Source organism: Thalassobaculum sp. OXR-137, assembly GCF_034377285.1.
Lineage (GTDB): Bacteria > Pseudomonadota > Alphaproteobacteria > Thalassobaculales > Thalassobaculaceae > Thalassobaculum.
The window spans coordinates 3759764-3781029 of record NZ_CP139715.1 but is presented as its reverse complement, the minus strand read 5'-3'; the positions used below and the strand labels follow the sequence as shown (position 1 = coordinate 3781029).

Sequence of the window (21266 nt, the reverse complement as noted above, 5' to 3'; positions counted from 1 at the left end):
CCACCCCAAAGCCGCTTAGAACGCCTGACTTAGGGTCTAGTGACCCGTAGGCCCCGGACTAAATCCGGGGAGTGACGGTGAGAGAAGTTGGTCTTTACCGCATGATCGGAGCCGCTCGAGTCGGCATCCACTGCTGCAGCCCGCCCTCACCCCTTCTCGCGCAGAAGCCGGGCCTTCTGGCGTTCCCAGTCCCGCTTCTTCACGTCCTGGCGCTTGTCGGCCATCTTCTTGCCGCGGGCGAGGCCGATCTCCAGCTTGGCGATGCTGCGGTCGTTGAAATACAGCGACATCGGCACGATCGTGTAGCCCTCGCGCCGGATCATGCCGAGCAGCTTGTCCCGCTCCTTGCGGTGGACGAGCAGACGGCGCACCCGGCGGGGCTCGTGGTTGAACGGCTCGGCCGGCTTGTATTCCGGAATATGGGCGTTGATCAGCGCCAGGTCGCCCTTCTCGTCGCCCGCATAGGACTCGCTGATCGACGCGCGGCCCTCGCGCAGCGACTTCACCTCGGAACCGGTCAGCATGAGACCGGCCTCGAGGGTCTCCTCGATCATGTACTCGTGTCGGGCCCGCCGGTTTCGAGCAACCTCTTTGCGGGCGCCCTGCTTACCCGCCATGGCGCGCTCTCCTCAAATCCAGACGTGCGTATATAGGCAGCCCCCGCCCCGTGTCGAGGCCGGGGTCCGGGACGGCGCCCCCGGGAAGACCCCAGAAAGGCAACGGCCCGCCCGGATCGGGGCGGGCCGCTCAGGCCTCCGCAGTGCGGAAGCGATGGTCAGTTCAGCAGGCCGGCATAGCGCATCGCGCTTTCGACCTTCGCCTTGTTCTCGTCGGCGATCTCGTAGATCGGCAGGCGGGCGGTCGACTCGCAGATGCCCAGCAGGCTGGCCGCGTATTTCACCGGTCCCGGGCTGCTCTCGGCGAACAGCGCGGCATGCAGGGGCTGCAGCCGCTCGTTGATCGCGAAGGCGGTGTCCAGGTCGCGGTTCTGCCAGGCCACGTGCAGCTCGGAAAGCTGCTTGGGCGCGACATTGGCCGTGACCGAGATGCAGCCGTGCCCGCCATGGGACAGGAACGGCAGCACGGAGGCGTCCTCGCCGGTGAGCTGACAGAAATCCTCGCCCATCGCCATGCGCTGCTTGATCGGACGCACCAGATCGGCGGTCGCGTCCTTCACGCCGGTGACGTTCTTGAGCTCCTCGTAGCACCGCTTCATCGTGTCCACGGACATGTCCACGACCGAGCGGCCGGGAATATTGTAGATGATGATCGGGATATCGACGGCGTTATTGATCGCCTCGAAATGCCGGAACATGCCTTCCTGGGTCGGCTTGTTGTAATACGGCATGACGTGCAGCACCGCATCCGCACCGGCCTCGGCCGCGTGCTGGGTGAACTCCACCGCTTCCTTGGTCGAGTTGGAGCCGGCACCGGCGATGACCGGGACCCGGCCCGCCGCCTGCTCGATGCAGAGCTCGATGACCCGCTTGTGCTCCTCGTGGCTCAGCGTCGGGCTTTCCCCCGTGGTGCCGACCGGAACAAGGCCATGGGTGCCCTGCTCGATCTGCCAGTCCACGAGTTTTCGGAACGCATCCTCGTCCACCGCGCCGTTTTTGAACGGCGTGATCAAGGCAACAAGTGATCCCTTGAACAACGGCTGTCCGAATGCGTAGCCCATCGGTTCTCTCCGAGTCGGCAGTTATAGGAAGGTCGAAGGCGCGACATTACGCCCGGCCCCACCTGGGGGCAAGTGTGCCTGATAGCTAATTTCTCATGCCCGCTTGGCGGTTAGCGGTTGCAGCATTACCTTGGTCGTTCGTCGTCGGCCCCAAGCTCCCCCCACAGGCGCCGACGATCGTGCGGAGAAGTACCATGATCGTTCGCGGTCTCCCGGTCATCTTCGGCGTGGTGGCGCTGGCCTGGGCCGGTGTTGCCCCGGCTGCCGACAAGGCGCCATCGCCCGAGCTGCGCCCGTCTACGGCGACCGCCGTCGCTCCCGGCGGTGCTCCCATACCGATGGCCCGGCCAGCCGGCCTGACTGGCCTCTCGGCGTCGGACTCCGCGTGGAGGACCACCCTGTCCTTCGCGGCGTCCGGCGATTGGGACAAGGTCTCGGCGGTGCGCGGCCGGGGCCGGGACGCCGCGATGGAGGCCCTGTTCCAATGGACCCGGCTGCGCGACGGCGGCCAGCCGACAGATTTTGCCGCGATCGAGCGCTTCCTGAACGATCATCCGGGCTGGCCGGACGAATCCACCCTCGTCGCCCGGGCCGAGGAGCTGATGCCTCGCGACATCAGCCTGGCCCGCAAGCTCGACTGGTTCGCCAAGCATCCGCCGCGCTCGACCCAGGGCAAGCTCGCCCATCTCGAGGCGGTGGCACGGACCGGCGATCAGGCGACGGTGCAGGCCAAGGTGCGCCAGACCTGGCGCAGCATCGAGCTCGGCAACAAGGACGAGGCGCTGTTCCTCGCCCGCTACGGCAAGTACCTGCGGCAGATCGATCATATCGAGCGCCTGGACGACATGCTGTGGCGCGGCCATGCGGGTGCGGCCCGTCAGGCCATGGACCATGTGCCCGACGGCTGGCGGAAGCTGGCCGACGCCCGCCTGCGCCTGCGTTACAAGCAGGCCGGAGTGGACGAGGCGATCCGGCGGGTGCCCAAGGATCTCCAGGACGACCCGGGGCTGCATTACGAGCGGCTGCGCTGGCGCCGCCAGTCCGGCATGAAGGTCGGCGCGCGGGAACTGATGTTCCAGGCGCCGCCGTCCGAGGAATTCGCCGCGCTGTGGTGGCGCGAGCGGGCCTGGCATATCCGCGAGGCCTTGGACGACGGCAACCTGAAGGACGCCTACCTGCTGGCGGCCTCCCATAACCAGCGTTCGGGTGCCCCCTTCGCCGATGCCGAATGGCTTGCCGGGTGGATTGCGCTGCGGTTTCTCGATCGCCCGAAGGACGCCCTGCGCCACTTCACCCAGTTGCACGGCAATGTCTCCACCCCGATCAGCTCCGGCCGCGCCGCCTATTGGGCCGGCCGGGCGTCGGAAGCGGTCGGCGATCCGGACGGCGCGCGGGAATGGTATGCCCGCGGCGCCGCCTTCCAGACCACGTTCTACGGCCAGCTCGCCGCCGCGCGGATCGGCGCCAAGCGGATCGCCCTGCCCGCGCCCGCGGCACCGGATGCCGCCGCCCGCGCCGCCTTCGACGCCGACGACGAGGTGCAGGCGACCCGCGCCCTTCTCCGCCTGCGGATGGACCGCACCGCGCGGCTGTTCCTGCGGCACATGGCGGTGTCCAGCGACGACATCGACCGCTCGGCCCTGATCGCCGAAATGGCGGCGGAGGCCGGCGAGTTGGGCACGGCCGTGTTCACCGCCAGGCGCGCGGCGACCGGACGGATGATCCTGCCCGCCCTCGGCTACCCGGTGCTTCAGCCGACGCCGACCGAGGGGCCGGAGCCGGCCTTCGTGCACGCGATCATCCGCCAGGAGAGCAGCTTCGAGACCACCGCCATCAGCCGGGTCGGGGCGCGCGGCCTGATGCAGCTCATGCCGGCCACGGCGGAGGTCACCGCCAAGTCGATCGGGCTGGTCTACGACCTGGGCTCGTTGATCGCCCGGCCGGACTACAACGTGACCCTGGGCAGCACCTACCTGAAGCAGATGGTGAACCGCTTCGACGGCCACTACATCAAGGCGATCGCCGCCTATAACGCCGGTCCCGGCCGGGTCGCGGCCTGGGTCCGGGACCACGGCGATCCGAGCGACCCGAAGGTGGACGTCATCGACTGGATCGAGCGGATCCCGTTCTCCGAAACCCGCAATTACGTCCAGCGGGTGCTGGAGGCGCTGCATGTCTACCGCGACCGGCTCGCCAACGATCACGATCAGGCGACCGCCATCGCCGCGCTTGCTCCGAGCGCCCAGAAAGTCTGGTGCGTCTATTCCTGCGGCGTATTGTTGGACCGGCAACAGGCCGCCCTGAAGAAATAGGCGGCCGTCAGCACGGGGGAACGCCATGACCGAACGGTTCGACGGGATCGAGGCCTGCGTCTTCGATGCCTACGGAACGATGTTCGACGTCCATTCCGCCGTCGCGCGCTGCCGCGACGATTTCGGCCTGGAGGTGGAACCGGCCCAGATCATGTCAGACGTCTGGCGCACCAAGCAGCTCTCCTATTCCTGGCTGCGCAGCCTGATGGGCCCGGACCATTATGTGCCGTTCTGGCAGGTCACCGGCGACGCGCTCGACTTCGCGCTGGAGACCGCCTTTCCCGGCGGTCCGCCGACCGGCCTGCGTCAGGCGCTGATGGACAGTTACCGCACCCTGGACACCTATCCCGAGGTGGTGGGCGTGCTGCAGAGGCTGAAGGCCGCCGGCATGAAGACCGCCATCCTGTCGAACGGGTCGCCCGACATGCTGGAGAGCGTGTGCGAGAGCACCGGCTGCGCCCCGCTGCTGGACGCCGTGCTGTCGGTGGATGAGTTGGGCGTGTTCAAGCCGGACCCTCGGGTCTACCGGCTCGCTGTCGATCGCCTGGGCGTGTCGGGTCCGGCGGCAATCAGCTTCCAGTCGTCCAATGCCTGGGATGCGGCGGCAGCCTCCGCCTTCGGCTTCCGGGTGGCCTGGTGCAACCGCTTCGGCCAGGCGCGTGAGCGGCTGCCGGGATCGCCGGACATCGAGCTGAAGACATTGGAGCCCCTGCCGGCCATCGTCGGCGCCATCTGACGGAGCGCCGGATCGTGCTGTCCTGCCGGGAACGCTTCGTCACCAGCCGGTCGGGCGCGCGGCTGTTCACGGCCGATTGGGGGGACCCGCTGGATCCCCGCGTGCCGGTGCTCGGCCTGCCCGGCTATGCCCGCACCACCAAGGATTTCGCCCATATCGCCGAGCGGATCGCGCCGCGCCGGCTGGTCAGCCTCGACTATCGGGGCCGCGGCCGGTCTGATTATGCCGCGGATCCCGCCGACTACGCGCCGCCGATCATGGCCGACGACATCCGCGCGGTAATGATAGCGCTGGGGCTGCACCGGGTCGTCGTGATCGGAACGTCCTTCGGCGGACTGATGGCCATGGCCCTAGCGGTGATGGCGCCGACCGCGCTGGCGGGCGTCGTGCTGAACGACATCGGGCCGGAGATCCCGGATACCGGCGGCGACTTTTTGATCGAGGTGATGGGCCGCGAGCGCCGGCCCGCCTCGTGGGAGGCCGCGGCGGCGGAGATGAAGACGATCCTGCCGGACATGTCCTTCACCACGCAGGAGGAATGGGTCGCCTTCGCCAAGACCACCTATCGCGAGGAGCCGGACGGCAGCCTGCGCCAGGACTGGGACCCGGCGATCGTAAAACCGCTGGCCGGGGCCGAGGCCACGGAGGCGGACCTCTGGGCACTGTTCAGCGCGCTGACGGCGGTGCCGGTGCTGCTGGTGCGGGGTGGCAGGTCGATCGTCCTGTCGGCGGAGACGGCATCGGAAATGCAGCGCCGCCATCCGGCGATGGAAACCGTCCTCCTGCCGGAGATCGGTCACGCCCCCACCCTGGACGAGCCGCCGGCGCGGGAGGCGCTGGAGCGATTTCTGGGGCGGCATTGAGCGGCTGCCCTTCGACACGTCGCGCCGCTCCTGCTCAGGGCGAGGTCATACCTTAACGCAGAACCACACCCATCCTTTGACCTCGCCCTGAGCAGCCCCATAGGGGCGTGTCGAAGGGGCGCCCCTCACATCTCCAGCACGACCTTCCCCACCACCTTACGGTCGGAGATGACCGCCATGGCCTCGGCCATCCTGTCCAGCGGGAAGGTCGCCATCACGTTGGCCGACAGCTTGCCCTCGGCATGCAGGCGGAAGATCTCGGCCTGGGCCTCGGCCATGCGCTCTGGCGTGCGATCACGGTAGTCGGACCATTGCAGGCCGGTCACCGCAATGTTCTTCACCAGCAGGTAGTTCGCCTTGATCACCGGGATGCGCCCGGCCGCGAAGCCGACGACCACTATCCGACCGCACCAGGCCAGTGCCCGCATGGCCGCGTCGAACGGATCTCCCCCCAGCGGGTCGATGCAGACATCCGCGCCCGTGCCGCCGGTCGCCGCATGGACCTGATCGCGCAGCCCGTCGCGCAGGTTCTCCACCGACAGGTCGATGATGTGGTCCGCCCCAGCCTGGCGCGCCGCGTCGGCCTTGGACATGGTCGACACGCCGGCGAGCGCGGTGCCGCCCAGCGCCTTCACCAGTTGGATGGTCGCCATGCCGACGCCGCCGGTGGCGCCCAGAACCAGCACCGTCTCGCCTGGCTTGAAGCCGCCCCGGTCGAGCAGGGCGAACCAGGCGGTCTGATAGACCAGCCCCATGGCCGCCGCGTCGGCGAAGGCCATGCCGTCGGGCATCGCGAAGCACTGGTCGATCCCGGCCACGACCTCTTCGGCGAAGGCGCCGTATTCCATCTGTGCCATCACCCGGTCTCCCGGCTTCCAGCCGGTCACGCCGGCGCCGACCGCGGTGATCTCGCCGGCCAATTCCTTGCCCGGAATGAAGGGCAGCGGCGGCTTGTGCTGGTACCTGCCCTCCACCACCAGCAGGTCGGGATAGTTCACGCCGGCCGCCCGGGTGCGGATCGCCACCTGGCCCGGTCCGGGCGTCGGAGAGGGCAGCTCCCTGACCACCGCCGTCTCCGGCGCGCCGAACGCTTCCATCATCACAGCACGCATCGGCCTAGTCCCTCAGCAAGTCGTCATTGGCGTCGCCCAGGGCCGGGAACGACTGCCCGCCCTCGGGGTCGCGGTAGATCGGGGCGATGGGCGGCGGCAGCGGGATCATGGCGGTCTTGCCCGCCTGCATGGTCCCGGCGAACAGGCCGCGCTGCTGGAAATGCGGGTCTTCCGCGGCTTCGGAGATCGACTTCACCAGGGTGACGCAGGCGTCGATGCCATCGAAGGCCTCAAGCCAGTCGGCGCTGGTGCGCGAGGCGATAAGGGCACGGACCTCGGCGGTGGTGGCCGTCGGATCCTTGGAATCGTCGCGCAGGGCCGGGTCGAGGCCGATCACCTCGCAGAAATTCGCCCAGAATTTCGGCTCCAGAGGCGCGCAGGCGAGCCAGCGGCCATCGGCGCAGCGGTAGACTTGGTAGCGCGGGGTTCCGCCGGTCACCAACTCGCCGCCGGGCTTGGGATCGCCCTTGCCGGCCGCCCGCTCGCCCAGCGCCCAGTAGCCCCAGGCGAACAGATTGTCGGCCATGGCGACGTCGAGGAACGCGCCCTCGCCGGTTTTCTCCGCCTCGCGCAGGGCTAGCAGGATCGAGATCACCGCCGGCATGGTGCCGCCGCCGATATCCGCCACAAGCACCGGCGGCAGGACCGGATCGCCGCGGCTGTCGGCGCCGAGGTTCAGAACGCCGGTCTCCGACATGTAGTTCAGGTCATGGGCCGCCAGCGCCGCTTTTGGGCCGGTCTGACCGAAGCCGGTGATGGAACAGTAGACAATGGCCGGGTTCAGCGCCTTCACTGTCTCGTAGCCCAGGCCGAGCCGGTCCATGACGCCGGGCCGGAACTGTTCGACCAGCACGTCGGCATCCTTGATCAGCACCTTCACCCGCTCGACCGCTTCCGGATCCTTCAGGTCGACGGCGAGCGAGCGCTTGCCGCGGTTCAGCAGGGCGAAGTTCACGCCGCTGTCCTCGGTCACCATCGGCGGATAGGCGCGCATGTCCTCGCCGCTGCCGGGCCGTTCCAGCTTGATCACCTCCGCTCCGGCCTCGGCCAGGATCAGGGTCGCCATCGGCCCCGGCAGGAGGGTGGAAAAGTCGATCACCCGCACGCCGGCCAGCGGCTTCCGAGACTTCTGCGCCGTGCCCGGCATCAGGAAAGCCCCCGCTTCGCGCGCTTCTTCGCCACCCGCGCCCGGCGGGCCGGGGCGTAATGCTTGGTGCCGTAGACCTCGAACAGCGCCTGGGTGACGTCGTGGTGATGGTGCAGACCCGTGCGCTCCAGCAGCTCGATCGGGCCTTCCGGATAGCCGAGGCCCAGCTTGACCGTCAGGTCCATGTCGTCGGCCGTGGCCAGCCCCTCGTCCAGCTTGGCCAGCGCCTCGTTGTAGTAGGGCCGGATCAAGCGATCGAGGATGCGGCCGGCGAAGTCGAAGCATTCGGAAACCTGCAGCCCCGCCCCTTCCAGCACCATGCGCGCAGCCTCCAAGGCGGCCGGATCGGTATGGGGCTGACGCACCAGCTCGACCAGATCGGAGGGTGCGCCATCGCCGACGCGGAACCGGGCGAAGCCGACGGTATTGGAGCCCTCCTCGCCGCGGCTCTCGCCGGTGACCTCACCCAGGGTCTCGGTGTGGAGCTCGACTAGGATCGCGGTGCGCGACGGGTCCTCCTGCCAGGCGGAGATGGCGCCGGCCCCGATATAGGCGACGACCTCGCCGTCCCCGCCGGAGCCGGCGAGAAACGGATGGTCCTCGGGGAACGACCGGCTGTCGCCGGTATCGACGATCGAATAGCTCACCATGGCTCAGGCCCCGTACATCTTGTCGCTGTCATAGGTGAAGAAGCCGCGCCCCGACTTGCGGCCCAGATGGCCGGCGGCCACCATGCGGTGGAGCAGCGGCGGTGCGGCGCATCGCGGGTCGTGGGTGACGCCGTAGAACGCGTCGCAGAGCAGCACCTGGGTGTCGAGCCCGATCAGGTCGAGAAGCTCGCACGGTCCCATCTTGTAGCCGAGCCCGGCCTTGATCGCCCGATCGATATCCGCCGGCTCGGCCACGCCCGCCTCGATCAGGCGGATGACGTCGTTGTTAAACGGCACCAGGAAGTAGTTGAGGATGAAGCCCGGCGCGTCCTTGGTCTTCACCGGCTTCTGCCCCAGCGCCTCGCAGAACGCCCAGGCGGCGGCGAAGCTCGTGTCGGAGGTGTTCAGCCCCGGCGACATCTCCACCAGCTTCATGAGCTGGGCCGGCAGGCAGAAATGCATGCCCACCACCCGATCCTCCCGGCCGCAGCCCGAGGCGATCTGGGTGATCGACAGGGTGGAGGTGTTGGAAGCGAACAGGGTGTGCTCCGGGCAGACGTCGTTCAGCTTGCCGAACAGCTCCTGCTTGACAGCCAGGTTCTCGAACACCGCCTCGATGACGATGTCGCACTCGCCGAGGCCGTCCAGCGTGTCGGTGGTCTTGTAGCCGGCCAGGGCGGCGTCGACCTGTTCCTGGGTCAGCTTGCCGCGCTCTACCGACTTGGCGAGGAAGGCCTCGGTCTGGCCCCTGGCCCGGTCCAGCGCCTTGGCATTGGTGTCGTAGAGCACGGTGCGGTAGCCGGCGCGGGCCGCCACGATGGCGATCCCCGCCCCCATGGTCCCGGCGCCGCACACACCGACGGTCTGGATGGTTGTCATTGGTGAACTCCAACAATTTTCACGCCGTCATCCTGAACTCGTTTCAGGACCTCGCTTGACCAACCGCCCATGAGGTCCTGAAACGAGTTCAGGATGACGGGTCGGGGTCTGGGGTTGCCTATTCCTTCCGCGCGAAACTGCGGCCGATGAGCTGGCGGTGGATCTGGTTGGTGCCTTCCCAGATCTGGGTGATCTTGGCGTCGCGCATCAGCCGCTCGACCCGGTAGTCCTGGCAGTAGCCGTAGCCGCCATGGAGCTGCACCGCCTCGTCGGCGATCCGCATGGCGAGATCGGAGCCGCGCATCTTCAGCATCGACGCCTCGATCCCGAAATCCGTCGCGCCGCCGTCGACCATGCGGCCGACCTTCCACAGCCACGCCTCGCACATGGCGAGGTCGGTGGCGAGATCGGCCAGGGTGAACTGGATGCCCTGGAACTCGACGATCCGCTTGCCCGACTGGCGGCGGTCGTTGATGTAGTCGATCGCGTCCTCGAACGCCGCCCGGGCGATGCCGAGCGCCTGGGCCGCCACGCTGGGCCGCGACTTGTTCAGCGAGGACAGCAGGATCTGCAGCCCGTCTCCCGGCTCGCCGATGATGTTCTCGCGCGGAATCTTCATGTCCTCGAAGGACAGCGCCACCGTGGGTGCGGCCCGGTGGCCCATCTTCTCCTCCTTGCGGAGGACCTCCAGGCCCGGCGTGTCCTTGTCGACCACGAAGGCGGTGATCGACTTGCGCGGGTCGTCGATCTCGCTCCACTTGCCGAAGACCAGCAGGTGGTCGGCGACGTTGCCGTTGGAGATGAAGGTCTTCCCGCCGTTGATCACCACGCTCTCGTTGCCGTCCGGGGTGATGCGGGTCTTCATGCCGGTGGCGTCGGAGCCGGCCGTCGGCTCGGTGATGCAGAGCGAGCCGATCCCGCCGGCGGCGATGGTCGGCAGGATGCGCTGCTTCTGCGCCTCGGTGCCGAAATCCATCACCGGCTTCATGCCGTGGAAGTTGGTGGCCCAGATGATGCCGGTCGACGCACAAGCCTTGGAGATCTCCCGCACGCAGGCGAGATAGACAGTGTAGGACAGGCCGAGCCCGCCATATTCCTCCGGCACGAACATGGCGTTCATGCCGAGCGCGTTCATCTCGGCGATGTTGTCGGCCGGATAGGTGCCGTTGCGGTCGTGCTCCGCGGCACGCGGCGCGATCTTCTCGGTGGCGAGCTGGCGCACGCTGTCCAGCACCATGGCCTCGTCCTCGGGCAGGTCGAGGCTGGCGTCCAGGCGGTCGAGTACGGTGGCCATCAGCGATCCTTGAAACTCGGTTTGCGTTTCTCGACGAAGGCGGCGAGGCCCTCGTCGGCGTCCTCGGTGCGGAAGGACAGGGTGGAGAGATCCGCCTCCACCTTCAGCCCCTCATGGATCGGCAGGTCCAGGGCGCGGGTCACCGCCTCCTTGGCGAAGCTGATCGCCGGCAGGCCGTAGCGGGTCACCTCGCCCAGGAAGCCCTGTGCCTCGGCAACTGGATCGGCGGTTTCGGCCAACCTATTCACCAGACCGATCCGATGCGCCTCCTCGGCATCGACGGTGCGGCCGGTCAGGATCATCTCCAGCGCCCGCCCCTCGCCTATCAGGCGCGGCAGCCGCTGGGTTCCGCCATAGCCCGGGATCAGGCCGAGCTTGATCTCCGGCAGTCCCATCTTCGCAGTCGGCACCGCCATCCGGAAGGTGCAGGCCAGCGCCATCTCAAGCCCGCCGCCGAAGGCGAAACCGTTGATCAGGGCGAGCGACGGGATCTCCAGGGCGGCGATCTTGGCGAAGGTCGCCTGCCCGGCCTCCGCACCGCGCTTCTGGGCCATCAGGTCTCGGCCCATCAGTTCCTTGATATCGGCGCCGGCGCAGAACGCCTTCTCGCCGGCACCGGTGATCAGCAGGCCACGAGCCGCAGAGTCTCGGACCTCGTCCAGTTTCTCAGCGATATCCGATATCAGGCTGAAATTAAGCGCATTCAGCGTCTCCTGACGGTCGATGGTCAGGGTGGCGATCCCTTCGGACAGGGCCAGGGTCACGGTCATGGTGTCGTCTCCTCAGGCGTCTTCGGGCTGCTTGAACCGGCAGGGCTCGGGCGCAATCCGTCCGGACTTCGCCCATTCCGCCAGCTCGCGCTTCAGGATCTTACCGCTGGGGGTCAGCGGGAAGCTGTCCATCACCAGGAAGTATTCCGGCATGTCGTATTTCGACAGCCCCACCGCATAGAGATGATTCAGCACTGTGGCGGCATCGGGGCTCTCCCCGCTTGGCAGGATCGCCAGGGCCAGCTTCTCGCCGAGCCGTTCGTCCGGCACCGGGAAAGCCGCCGCCTTGGCGATGTTAGGATGCTTCACCGCCAGATCTTCCACCCGGGCCGGGAAGATGTTGTGGCCGCCGCGGATCACCACGTCCTTCAGCCGGCCGACGATGGACAGGTTGCCGTTGCCGTCGAGCACGCCGAGATCGCCGGACAGGAACCAGCCGTCGCGGTTGAACGAGCCCTCGGTGGCGGCCTGGTTGTCGAAATATCCCAGCATCAGGGCGGCGCCCTTGCCGCCGATCTCGCCGATGGTGCCGGGCGGCACCTCCTCGTCCCGGTTCTCCTGGGAGAAGATCCGCACCTCGTACCCCGCCCCCCCGCGTCCGCAGGTGGCGCAGATCGTCGCCTCGTCGTCCACCGGGTGGGTGTACTGGTGCGAGGAGTTCTCGGTCATGCCGTAGATGTTCTGCGGCCGCACGCCCTGGCGCACGAACCGCTCTGCCACGGCCGGCGGGATCGGCGAGCCGGCCATGTAGAACAGGTTGACCGAGCCAAGCTTCCCGATGCCGCGCCGCGCCTGTTCGGCCTGGATGTCCATGGCATGGGTGGGCACGCCCATCACGTAGGTCGCCCCGGTCTCGATCATCCAGTCGAGGCGGGACAGGCCCGGGGCGGGATCGTCGATCACCAGCTGCATGCCGGCGACCAGCCACTGGCCGACCGCGACCCAGGCGATGTGGTGGCTCAGCGGCGACAGGGTCAGCAGCACGGTGGAACTGTCGTGATGCCAGTCCTTCACCAGGTCGCGGCAGTTGGCCAACAGCGAATTGTCGGAATGCATCACCCCCTTGGGCTTGCCCGTCGTGCCGCTGGTGAAGGCGAGATAGCAGATGCTGTCCGGGTTCGGGTCGGGCTCCCGCAGGTGGCGCGGGGCGGTGCCGACCCCCGGCAGGTCGCCCTCTGCGCGGTGGGGCGGCAGGACAAAGACCCTGCGCATGGCCTCCAGCCCGCGCAGGGCGGCGATCGGGTCGTGGCGATCGGTATCGGCCCCCCAGCCGGTCTCCACCACGGCCGCCGTCGCCCCGACCCGCTGCAGCAGGCCGGCGATCTCCTCCACCGTGTAGTTGCGGTGGAGCGACGGGTTGCAGACATAGCCGTTGCGCGAGCACGCCAGGAAGGACGCGACCACTTCCACACGGTTGGAAGCCCAGAGCGCCACCCGCTCGCCGGTCACCACGCCCGCCTCGTGCAGGCTGTCGGCAATGGTGTCGACCCAGTCCTTCAACTGCCCCCAGGTCAGATGGCGGGCGGAATCCCGCACCGCTTTGGCGTCGGGCCGTGCGGCCGCGTGCTTGGCCAGCAGGGCATAGAAGGTCTCGTCATGCCACAGACCGGCCTCGTAGTAGCGCCGCGCCGTGGCCGGGTCGTGCAGGGTCAGAAGCCGGCTCATGACCGCGCCCTCAGTGGCCGAACTTGTCCGGATCGGGCGTGCGGCGCTCGCCGAAGGCCTTGGACAGCTCCTGGCTCTCCTCGGTCTTCAGGTACAGCTTCAGCAGCATGTCGTGGGAGACGCGGCCGAGACCGCCGACACCGCCATGACGCGCGAGGAAGGCGTGCTTGATGCCGGCCAGGGCCATCGGGCCGCGCTCGGAGATCGACAGTGCCCAGGCGCGGGTCTCCTCGCGCAACTTGTCGTCCGGCACCACCTTGTTGATCAGACCCCAGTCAAGCGCCTCGGCGGCGGAAAGCTTGCGGTTTGTGTACCACATCTCCTTCGCCCGCTTCTTGCCGATGGCGTCCTCCAGATACCAAGTACCGTAGCCGGCGTCGAAGCTGCCCATCATCGGGCCGACCTGGCGAAACACCGCGCTTTCCTTGGCGATGGTGAGGTCGCAGACCGTGTGCAGCACGTTGCCGCCGCCGACCGCGAAACCGTTGACCATGGCGATCACCGGCTTCTGCAGCTTGTCGATGGCGTCGTACATCTCAAGCGTCGGAAGCACGCCGGCATAGAGAGTGGTGTCCTCCATGCCGTCCTTGCGGCCGCCGATGCAGAAGAACTTCTCGCCCGCCCCTGTTAGCACCACCACGCGGGTGCGGGTCTCGCGGCGGATCGCCTCGATACAGTCGCGGATCTCGATACAGGTGACGGGGGTGAACATGTTCCCGTCTTCCGGCCGGTTGATGGTGATCCAGCCGATGGGGCCGTCTTCCTCGTACAGGATGGTCTCGAACGTCTGGGACATGCGTCTCTTCCCTTGGGATGGTGTTCTTCGAAGGGCCGGGGTCAGCTTTCGCCGAGCCAGTCGGCGCGGATGTCGGTCTCGTGGGCGCCGAGATCCGGCGGCGCGCGGCGCGGCGCGTTGGCCCGGCCGTCGATCTGTACGCCGGTGCCGACCTGGGGCGACGGGCTCTTGCCCTCCCGCGCGATCGTATAGAGGAAGCCACGCTCGTACAGATGGCGATCGGTGCAGACCTCGTCCACACGCTGGATCGGGCCGGCTGGCACCTTGTTGGCGTCGAACAGGGCGAGCCATTCGGCCCGGGGCCGGGTCTTCAGGATCGCCTGGATCTCGGCTACCAGCTCGGCGCGGACCTCGCGGCGGCCGGCATTGGTGGCGGTCGCCGGATCCTCGCCGCGCCTGGCATCGCCCACCGCCTGCCAAAACCGCCGCCAGATCGCGTCATTGCCGAGGCCGAGGGTCATCGGGTCGTCGGCGGTGTCGAACACCTGATAGATCGCGATCACACTGTCCCGCGCGCCGGAGCGGGCCGGCACCTCGCCGGAGCCCAGATAGCTGGCGATGCGCGGCACCATGAAGCGGGTCATGCTCTCCACCATGGAGACGTCGACCACGGCGCCCTGCCCCGTGCGGCCCTTGCGCACCAGGGCGGCGGCGACGGCCAGCGCCAGATCGTGCCCGGCCAGCAGGTCGGCGGCGGGGGTGCCGACCTTCTGCGGCGGGCTGTCCGGCTCGCCGGTCAGGTCCATGACGCCGGAATAGCCTTCCGCGATCAGGTCGTAACAGGGCTTGTCCTTGCGCTCGCCGGTCAGGCCGAAGCCGGTGACCGAGGCGACGATCAGCCCGGGATTGAGTTTTTGCAGGGTCGCCGGGTTGGTCTTCAGCTTCTCCTGCACCCGCGGCACCTGGTTCAGAACCACCACGTCGGCGGCGGAGACCAGCTTCTCGAACAGGGAGCGCCCGGGATCGACCGTGTAGTCGACGGCTACACTGCGCTTGTTGCGGTTCACCGACATGAACCAGAGCGAGTCGCCGTCGAGAAACGGCGGGCCCCAGGCGCGGGCGTCGTCGCCGCTGCCCGGCCGCTCGATCTTCACCACATCGGCCCCGTAATCCGCCAGCAGCAGCGTCGCGTAAGGCCCGGCGATGGACGTGGTCAGGTCGAGCACCCGCACGCCCTCGAGCAGGTCGAACGGTGCGCCGGTGGGCGCCGGCGGCAGATCGTTGAGCGGTAACTTGGTGTCGGTCATGGGCGGTTCCTCCACCTGCGGACAGCGCAACGGCCGTGCCAACCGCAGATCCGCCGGATTTCCGCATCCTAGACTCCAGAACTGTACTCGACGCGGACAAACGGATTTTCTACTGTCCGCCTCATGGACACATCTCCCAGCATCCGCCTGTTCCAGCCCGACGGCACCCTGCTCTTCGCCGACGGCCCGCGCCTGCCCGACGCCGTCGACCGCGCATTGACGGTCGCCGATCCGGACCGACGGATCTGGAGCGTGGATCTCGGCGACACGGTCTGGTCGGTGCTGTCCCGTCACACCGATAGGGGCGTCGCCCTGCACCTGGTCTGGCCGGGGGGGGGCGAGGACCCGGTGGTGGATTTCGCCGCGAGCGTCGACTTCGCCCACGAGATCCTCGCCCATTTCCTCACCAACCCCTACGAGGCGATCACCGTGGTCGATGCCGAGGGGCTGCTGCGCTGGGTCAGCCCGGTGCATGCCAAGTTCTTCGGCATGAAGCGCGGCGAAGGCCTCGGCCGCCCGGCCGAGGAGGTGATCGAAAACACGCGCCTGCCCGAGGTGGCCCGGTCGGGCCGTGCCCAGATCGGCCGGCTGCAGGAGATGAACGGTGTCGCCCGCATCGTCAGCCGCTTTCCCATCAGCCGGGACGACCGCACCGTCGGCGCCATCGGCCAGGTGATGTTCAAGGGACCGGACCAGGCGCTGGAATTCGGCCGCGAGATCGCCAAGCTGCGGGCAGAGGTCGACTACTACCGCCGCGAGCTGGAGGAGATGCGGCCGGGTCCGGCCGATCTGGAGGCGATCATCGGCGACAGCCCGCCGATCCGGAAGCTCAAGGCCGACATCGCCCGCATCGCGTCGCTCGACATTTCCGTCCTGATCCGCGGCGAGAGCGGCACCGGCAAGGAGCTGGTCGCCCGCGCGCTGCACGGCCAGTCGAACCGGGCAGCCAAGCCGCTGGTGGTGCTGAACGCCGCCGCCCTCCCCGCCACCCTCGTAGAAGCCGAACTGTTCGGCTACGAGCCCGGCTCCTTCACCGGGGCCGACAAGCGCGGCCGGTCGGGCAAGTTCGAACTGGCCGACAAGGGCACCCTGTTCCTCGACGAGATCGGCGACATGGGCATCGACATCCAGGCCAAAGTGCTGCGGGTGCTGGAGGAAGGCACTTTCGAGCGCCTTGGCGGCCACCGCTCCCGCAGCGCCGACTTCCGCCTGGTCACCGCCACCAACCGGCCGCTGGAGCGGATGATCGAGGAGGAGGATTTCCGCGCCGACCTGTATTTCCGCATCGGCGCCATCACCCTCTGGCTGCCGCCGCTGCGCGACCGGGCGGCCGACATCCCTGCCCTGGTCCGCACCTTCCTCGCCCGCACCGTGAAGCGCCACAACCTGCCAAGCCGAGGCGTGCGGGCCGATGCCATGGCGCTGCTGACCGCCCATCCCTGGCCCGGAAACGTACGCGAGCTGTTCAACACGGTGCAGAAGGCGGCGATCTTCTGCGACGGCGAGGAACTGACCCCGGCAGACCTGCCGGACTTAGTGGGAGAGGAACCGCAGGCGAACCCCGCCGCCCCGCTGGAGGCGCAACTCCGCGCGCTGGAGGAGCGGCTGATCGCCGAAGCCCTGGACCGCGCCGACGGCAACAAGAAGCGCGCCGCCGAGGCACTGGGGATCAGCCGGACCTATCTGTACAAGCGCCTCGGGGAGATGGCGGGGTAAGGGCGGCGGCGGCCCTTCGACACGCGCCCAAGGGGGCGCTGCTCAGGGAGAGGTCATCTTAGGTTCAAAAAATTGACCTCACCCTGAGCAGGACCCCGGCGTTCAGCCGGGGGACGTGTCGAAGGGTCAGCGATGCAGCGCGAACAGCATGCTGTACAGCCCGCTCTCGACCTTGCGGGCGCCGCGGTCGGCGAGGCCTTCGATGATGCCCGCTTCCACCAGCGCCGCCTCGACGAACGCGCGCTCGGTTCCCTCCACCACCGCGGTGAACGGCGCCTTGCCGTCGCGGCTGGTGCGGATCGCCTGCTCGGCGGTCTTCGCAAGGGATCGATCCATATCGGCCTGCCAGTGCTGCACCCGGGTGATGCCCTCGCTGGTGCGCAGGTCGTGCAGGGCGGTGCCGGCGAGCCAGCGGGCGATCTCCTCGGGGTCGCCGGTACCCGGATCGTAGCGCACCGTCGCGATCACCGATCCCAGCGCCTCGCCGCTGGAGAACCGCACCCGGCTGGTGGCCCGCACGAAGTTGCGGAAATTCGGCATCATCCGGGTGGTCCACTCGGTCGGATGGTCGAGCGCGTGGCGATAGGCCGGGTCGTCGAAACAGGCCATGCGGTCGACGTCGTAGACCGCCAGATAGCGGTGCTTGCCGCGGCCGATCTTGCGGTAGCGCCGGCCGTTGCGCCAGCCGGGCATGCCGACCCGCTCGGGGATGTGCTCGCGGTGGTACCACTCGCTGAACTCGGCGTCGCCCTCGGGCGCGGTGTCGCCCCAGACCGCCATCACCGCATCGGTCATGTGTCTCTCCCTCCGGATATCGCTTGTTCTTCTTGAGATCAGGCCGCGTCGATCCGCCGGGTCGGTCCCTCCGGATGATCCGGCGAGGCCGCGGGGATCACAGGCACATCGCGGGCGTCCTTGGGCCGGCGATCGGGCGGCGTCACGATGCCGCCGGAGACCACCATCTTTATCCCCTCCTCCACCGTCATCGTTAGAACGTGGCAGTCCTCGCGCGGAACGAAGAGCAGGAAGCCGGAGGTCGGGTTCGGCGTGGTCGGCAGGAACACGTTGACCACGTCGTCGGAAGTCAGATTCTGCACCTCGCCCACCGTATCGCCCGTCAGGAATCCCAGCGCCCAGATCCCCCGGCGGGGGTATTCGATCATCACCACCTGGCGGAACGCCTTGGACTGCTGCGCCAGCACCGTCTCAAGGATCTGCTTCAGCGCGCTGTGCACGTTGCGGATGACCGGCATGCGGGCCATCAGCCGCTCGGACAGGCTCACCAGCCAGCGGCCGACCAGCCCGGCGGTGAAGGCGCCGATGATCGTCAGCACGACAATGGCGACGATCACACCGAGACCCGGGATGCCGAACGGCAGATAGGTCTCCGGGTTGTAGCGGGCCGGTATCAGCGGCGTGACCCGATTATCGATAAAATCGATGATCAGCCACGCAAGATAGAGGGTTATGCCAATGGGCGCGGTGACCAGCACGCCCGCGAAGAAGTAGGTCCGAAGCCGGGAAAACATTGAGACCTTGGTATTCGGCGCCATCAGCGGCGGCCTCCTCTGCGCGGATAAGCGGATCTGCGTTTACGGTCATTTAGGGAGCCGGGCTCCCCGCTGCCAGGGCGAGCCACGAGTTCTTGTGTGCGGCGCAATATCAACAGGCAGCATAGCGCCAAGCCATTCCGCCACACAATCGCCCCCCATTCCCGGCCTGTCTCCCGTCCCTGTCGGGCGTCCCGAAACCGAATATCCCGTGGCCCTGGCCAAAATGAGGCAGGCGCGCCACAGGGGTCCGGACGCTGTCGGCTGGGCAGCGCGAAAATCATTGTCGGCAGGACAAAGTAGCCTTGGCGGGGCCGCGAAACCTCCGGCACACTTGCCTCCATGAAGACCGTTCCTTCCGCCTTCGGCACCGACCTCCGCCCGCTTTTCTGCCTCGAAGAGCGCTCCGTGCACCTCAACCACGGCTCCTACGGCGCCACGCCGCGGGCCGTGCTGGAGGCGCAGCGCGACTGGCGCGATCGGATGGAGGCGGAGCCCAGCCGATTCATGGAGTTCGAGTTCCGCCCGGCCCTGCGCGCCGCCGCCGCCAGGCTCGCTCCCTATGTCGGCACCACGGGCGACAGCCTCGCCATGGTCGAGAACCCGACACAGGCGGTGAACGCGATCCTGCGCTCCCTCGACCTGAAGCCGGGCGACCGGATCCTGATCAACGACCAGACCTACGGCGCGGTCCGCAACACCGTCCGCTTCGTGTGCACGATGACCGGGGCGGAGATCGCCGAATGGACCCTGCCCTTTCCGGCCGAGGCGCCGGAACAGGCCATCGCCGCCTTCGAGACCGCCCTCGCCGAGAGCAAGCCGCGTCTGGCGATCATCGACCATGTCACCTCGCCGACGGCCCTCGCCCTCCCGGTGGCGCCGATGACCGCCGCCGCCCGGGATGCCGGCGCGCTGGTGCTGGTCGACGGCGCCCATGCGCCGGGCATGATGGGGCTCGACATCGAGGCGCTCGGGGCCGACTGGTACACCGGCACCTGCCACAAATGGCTCTTCGCGGCCAAGGGCTGCGCCTTCCTATGGGCCGGGCCGCGGGTGATCGACAGGCTGCACCCGGCGGTGATCAGCCACGGCTATGGCGGCGGATTCCGCGAGGAGTTCGACTGGGTGGGCACCCGCGACGGGTCGGCCCAGCATTCCCTGCCGACGGCGCTGGATTTCGTCGACAAGTTCGGCATCGAGGCGATCCGCGCCCACAACCATGCCCTGGCCATGGCCGCCGGCCGCCGCCTGGCGGCCGCCTGGGGCACGGAGATGGGACAGCCGGAGAGCATGGTGGGCTCGATGGTGATGGTCCGGCTGCCCGACGGCTACGGCACCAGCTTCGACCAGGCCCGCGACCTCCGGCTGCGGCTGTTGAACGAGGACAACATCCAGGTCCGCGTGAACCCACTGGGCGGCGGTCTGTACGCCCGGGTCTCCAGCCAGATCTACAACCATATCGGCGAGATCGACATCCTGGCCGACGCGGTTCTGGCCAAGCGGCCGAATGCCTAGCGGCACGATGCCGCCGGATCGAGCCGGGTCGGGCGTACATTCGGTTGCTGCAGGTCCGTGTTGCTGAACGGGCAAGGCGCAGTGACGCCCTCTCGCGCAGAAAGAGGCGGGGTATGGAAATCACGGTCGGATTTGCAGGACGCGAAGAAGCCCTCATAGACCTGTTCGCTGCGACATTCTCCGACTCCGAAGGGCCGGAGGAAGGCGCCCTCGTCGGCGATCTCACCCGAGATCTGCTCGCACATACGCCGACGACGGATATCGACGTGTTCTGCGCGGAAGACGACGGTGCCGTGATCGGGGCAGCCGTCTTCACGCCTCTGAGCTTCGCAGACGATCCGCGAAGCGTGGTTCTGCTTTCTCCAATGGCGGTGACGGGCCGGCGTCAGCGCCGGGGCGTTGGGCAGGGCCTGATCAACCACGCCTTGGAGGCTCTGCGCGCCCGGGGGGTCGATGTCGCGATCACATATGGCGATCCGGCCTACTATGCCCGCGTCGGCTTCCAGCAAATCACCGAACAGCAGGCTCGGCCGCCGCTGCCGCTCAGTCATCCGCACGGATGGCTTGGACGCCCCCTCAGTCAGTGGGATTTCCCCAATCTTCGAGGGTCGTCCACCTGTGTATCGGCGCTTAACCGCCCGGAAATTTGGTGACGGCGTGAGTGGACCGGCAAACGAGCTTGGGATCGATCAGTTCAGCTTGTGCCTGAACTTGCGCTCGAGTTCGCGCAGGATCTCCACGCGACGCTTGCCGCCATTCGCCAGAGCCTGCTTGAACAGGCGCGACGCCTCGTTCTCCGGCTCCGGCGGCTTCTGGCCGATCTGAACCAGCGCCGCGTTCTGGGCGCGCTTGAGAACGTCCGGGTCGATCTTCTGCCGGACGGCGCGCAGGAGCTTCAGGGCTTTGTCGCGTTCGCTCATGGGACGAGTATGGCCGAATCGCCGCCCGTCCACAATCGCCAGGCGGCCCGCCGTAGGGAGAGTGCGATCTCAGAAGAACTTGGTGACGAAGGCCGCGGCCAGGGCGTTGTCTACGACTTTAGTGACGACGGCTTCCGCCCGGCCCTGGATCGGTTTGTCGTTGTACACCGCGTTGATCTCGAACCGGAAGCGCTGGCCGGAAATCACGATGTCCTTGTCATAAGGATCCAGGATGAATCCCTTGTCGTTAATCTCTCGAACATTAAAGACAAATTTATCTATTTTGACCGTCCCCTTGGATTCGGCCTTCTTCGGAGCGCTCACCGGCCGGGGCCGGACGGGCTTTTTCTTATCCTTGCTGACTTTCAGAAAGTCGAACATCGCCGGACTCCCACGCCCATGCGTTATTAACGCCA

21 protein-coding genes are annotated in these 21266 nt (G+C 67.7%); 6 read left to right on the top strand and 15 right to left on the bottom strand.

The window, feature by feature from the left end; translation table 11 throughout:
* Positions 1–146: 146 nt before the first annotated feature.
* Both smpB and dapA read right to left on the bottom strand, forming a co-directional pair.
* Positions 147–617, bottom strand: a complete 471-nt coding sequence (gene smpB, locus T8K17_RS17485) for an SsrA-binding protein SmpB (protein ID WP_322331020.1) — start codon at positions 615–617, stop codon at positions 147–149.
* Positions 618–775: 158 nt separating this feature from the next.
* Positions 776–1678, bottom strand: a complete 903-nt coding sequence (dapA, locus tag T8K17_RS17480) for a 4-hydroxy-tetrahydrodipicolinate synthase (RefSeq protein ID WP_322331019.1) — start codon at positions 1676–1678, stop codon at positions 776–778.
* A gap of 194 nt (positions 1679–1872) precedes the next feature.
* On the opposite strand from dapA, the gene T8K17_RS17475 reads away from it, so the two are divergent.
* Genes T8K17_RS17475 through T8K17_RS17465 form a run of 3 tightly spaced genes read left to right on the top strand, consistent with a single transcriptional unit; the run spans position 1873 to position 5589 of the window.
* Positions 1873–3990, top strand: coding sequence for a lytic transglycosylase domain-containing protein (locus tag T8K17_RS17475; RefSeq protein WP_322331018.1), 2118 nt, complete (start codon positions 1873–1875; stop codon positions 3988–3990).
* A gap of 25 nt (positions 3991–4015) precedes the next feature.
* Entirely contained in the window at positions 4016–4726 is a 711-nt protein-coding gene (locus T8K17_RS17470) for a haloacid dehalogenase type II (RefSeq protein WP_322331017.1), read from the top strand.
* A 14-nt stretch (positions 4727–4740) separates the two neighbouring features.
* Positions 4741–5589 (top strand): alpha/beta hydrolase, encoded by an 849-nt coding sequence (locus tag T8K17_RS17465; RefSeq protein ID WP_322331016.1) that lies wholly within the window; start codon positions 4741–4743, stop codon positions 5587–5589.
* 125 nt (positions 5590–5714) lie between these two features.
* Here the strand turns inward: T8K17_RS17465 and T8K17_RS17460 are convergent, their stop codons facing one another.
* The 9 genes from T8K17_RS17460 to T8K17_RS17420 form a co-directional block, all read right to left on the bottom strand.
* Positions 5715–6701, bottom strand: coding sequence for an NADPH:quinone oxidoreductase family protein (locus T8K17_RS17460; protein WP_322331015.1), 987 nt, complete (start codon positions 6699–6701; stop codon positions 5715–5717).
* Between the two features lie 4 nt (positions 6702–6705).
* The gene (locus T8K17_RS17455; protein ID WP_322331014.1) at positions 6706–7848 is read right to left on the bottom strand and encodes a CaiB/BaiF CoA-transferase family protein; all 1143 of its coding nucleotides are present in this window, start codon (positions 7846–7848) and stop codon (positions 6706–6708) included.
* Positions 7848–8498, bottom strand: a complete 651-nt coding sequence (locus tag T8K17_RS17450; protein ID WP_322331013.1) for a 3-hydroxyacyl-CoA dehydrogenase family protein — start codon at positions 8496–8498, stop codon at positions 7848–7850. The genes T8K17_RS17455 and T8K17_RS17450 overlap by 1 nt, the downstream gene beginning before the upstream one ends.
* A 3-nt stretch (positions 8499–8501) precedes the next feature.
* A complete protein-coding gene (locus tag T8K17_RS17445; RefSeq protein WP_322331012.1) occupies positions 8502–9377 on the bottom strand; it encodes a 3-hydroxyacyl-CoA dehydrogenase family protein in 876 nt (291 codons plus the stop codon).
* A 118-nt stretch (positions 9378–9495) separates the two neighbouring features.
* Positions 9496–10671 (bottom strand): acyl-CoA dehydrogenase family protein, encoded by a 1176-nt coding sequence (locus T8K17_RS17440; RefSeq protein WP_322331011.1) that lies wholly within the window; start codon positions 10669–10671, stop codon positions 9496–9498.
* Complete coding sequence (locus T8K17_RS17435; protein WP_322331010.1) at positions 10671–11441, bottom strand: enoyl-CoA hydratase/isomerase family protein; 771 nt, start codon at positions 11439–11441, stop codon at positions 10671–10673. Before T8K17_RS17435 ends, T8K17_RS17440 begins: the two co-directional genes overlap by 1 nt.
* 12 nt (positions 11442–11453) lie before the next feature.
* Positions 11454–13106, bottom strand: a complete 1653-nt coding sequence (locus T8K17_RS17430) for a class I adenylate-forming enzyme family protein (RefSeq protein ID WP_322331009.1) — start codon at positions 13104–13106, stop codon at positions 11454–11456.
* Between the two features lie 10 nt (positions 13107–13116).
* The gene (locus tag T8K17_RS17425) at positions 13117–13902 is read right to left on the bottom strand and encodes an enoyl-CoA hydratase-related protein (RefSeq protein WP_322331008.1); all 786 of its coding nucleotides are present in this window, start codon (positions 13900–13902) and stop codon (positions 13117–13119) included.
* 41 nt (positions 13903–13943) lie between these two features.
* On the bottom strand, positions 13944–15149 hold the full coding sequence (locus tag T8K17_RS17420; RefSeq protein ID WP_322331007.1) for a CoA transferase: 1206 nt from the start codon (positions 15147–15149) through the stop codon (positions 13944–13946).
* 123 nt (positions 15150–15272) lie between these two features.
* Between T8K17_RS17420 and T8K17_RS17415 the strand changes: the two genes are divergently transcribed.
* A complete protein-coding gene (locus tag T8K17_RS17415) occupies positions 15273–16865 on the top strand; it encodes a sigma-54 interaction domain-containing protein (RefSeq protein ID WP_322331006.1) in 1593 nt (530 codons plus the stop codon).
* Positions 16866–16991: 126 nt separating this feature from the next.
* Here the strand turns inward: T8K17_RS17415 and T8K17_RS17410 are convergent, their stop codons facing one another.
* Complete coding sequence (locus T8K17_RS17410; RefSeq protein WP_322331005.1) at positions 16992–17660, bottom strand: DUF4286 family protein; 669 nt, start codon at positions 17658–17660, stop codon at positions 16992–16994.
* Positions 17661–17698: 38 nt separating this feature from the next.
* Entirely contained in the window at positions 17699–18418 is a 720-nt protein-coding gene (locus T8K17_RS17405) for a DUF502 domain-containing protein (RefSeq protein WP_322331004.1), read from the bottom strand.
* A 339-nt stretch (positions 18419–18757) separates the two neighbouring features.
* On the opposite strand from T8K17_RS17405, the gene T8K17_RS17400 reads away from it, so the two are divergent.
* Both T8K17_RS17400 and T8K17_RS17395 read left to right on the top strand, forming a co-directional pair.
* On the top strand, positions 18758–19930 hold the full coding sequence (locus T8K17_RS17400) for an aminotransferase class V-fold PLP-dependent enzyme (RefSeq protein ID WP_322331003.1): 1173 nt from the start codon (positions 18758–18760) through the stop codon (positions 19928–19930).
* Positions 19931–20043: 113 nt separating this feature from the next.
* Positions 20044–20583, top strand: coding sequence for an N-acetyltransferase (locus T8K17_RS17395; RefSeq protein WP_322331002.1), 540 nt, complete (start codon positions 20044–20046; stop codon positions 20581–20583).
* Between the two features lie 36 nt (positions 20584–20619).
* Here the strand turns inward: T8K17_RS17395 and T8K17_RS17390 are convergent, their stop codons facing one another.
* Positions 20620–20850 (bottom strand): hypothetical protein, encoded by a 231-nt coding sequence (locus T8K17_RS17390; RefSeq protein ID WP_322331001.1) that lies wholly within the window; start codon positions 20848–20850, stop codon positions 20620–20622.
* Between the two features lie 69 nt (positions 20851–20919).
* Positions 20920–21231, bottom strand: coding sequence for a hypothetical protein (locus T8K17_RS17385; RefSeq protein WP_322331000.1), 312 nt, complete (start codon positions 21229–21231; stop codon positions 20920–20922).
* Positions 21232–21266: the final 35 nt, after the last annotated feature.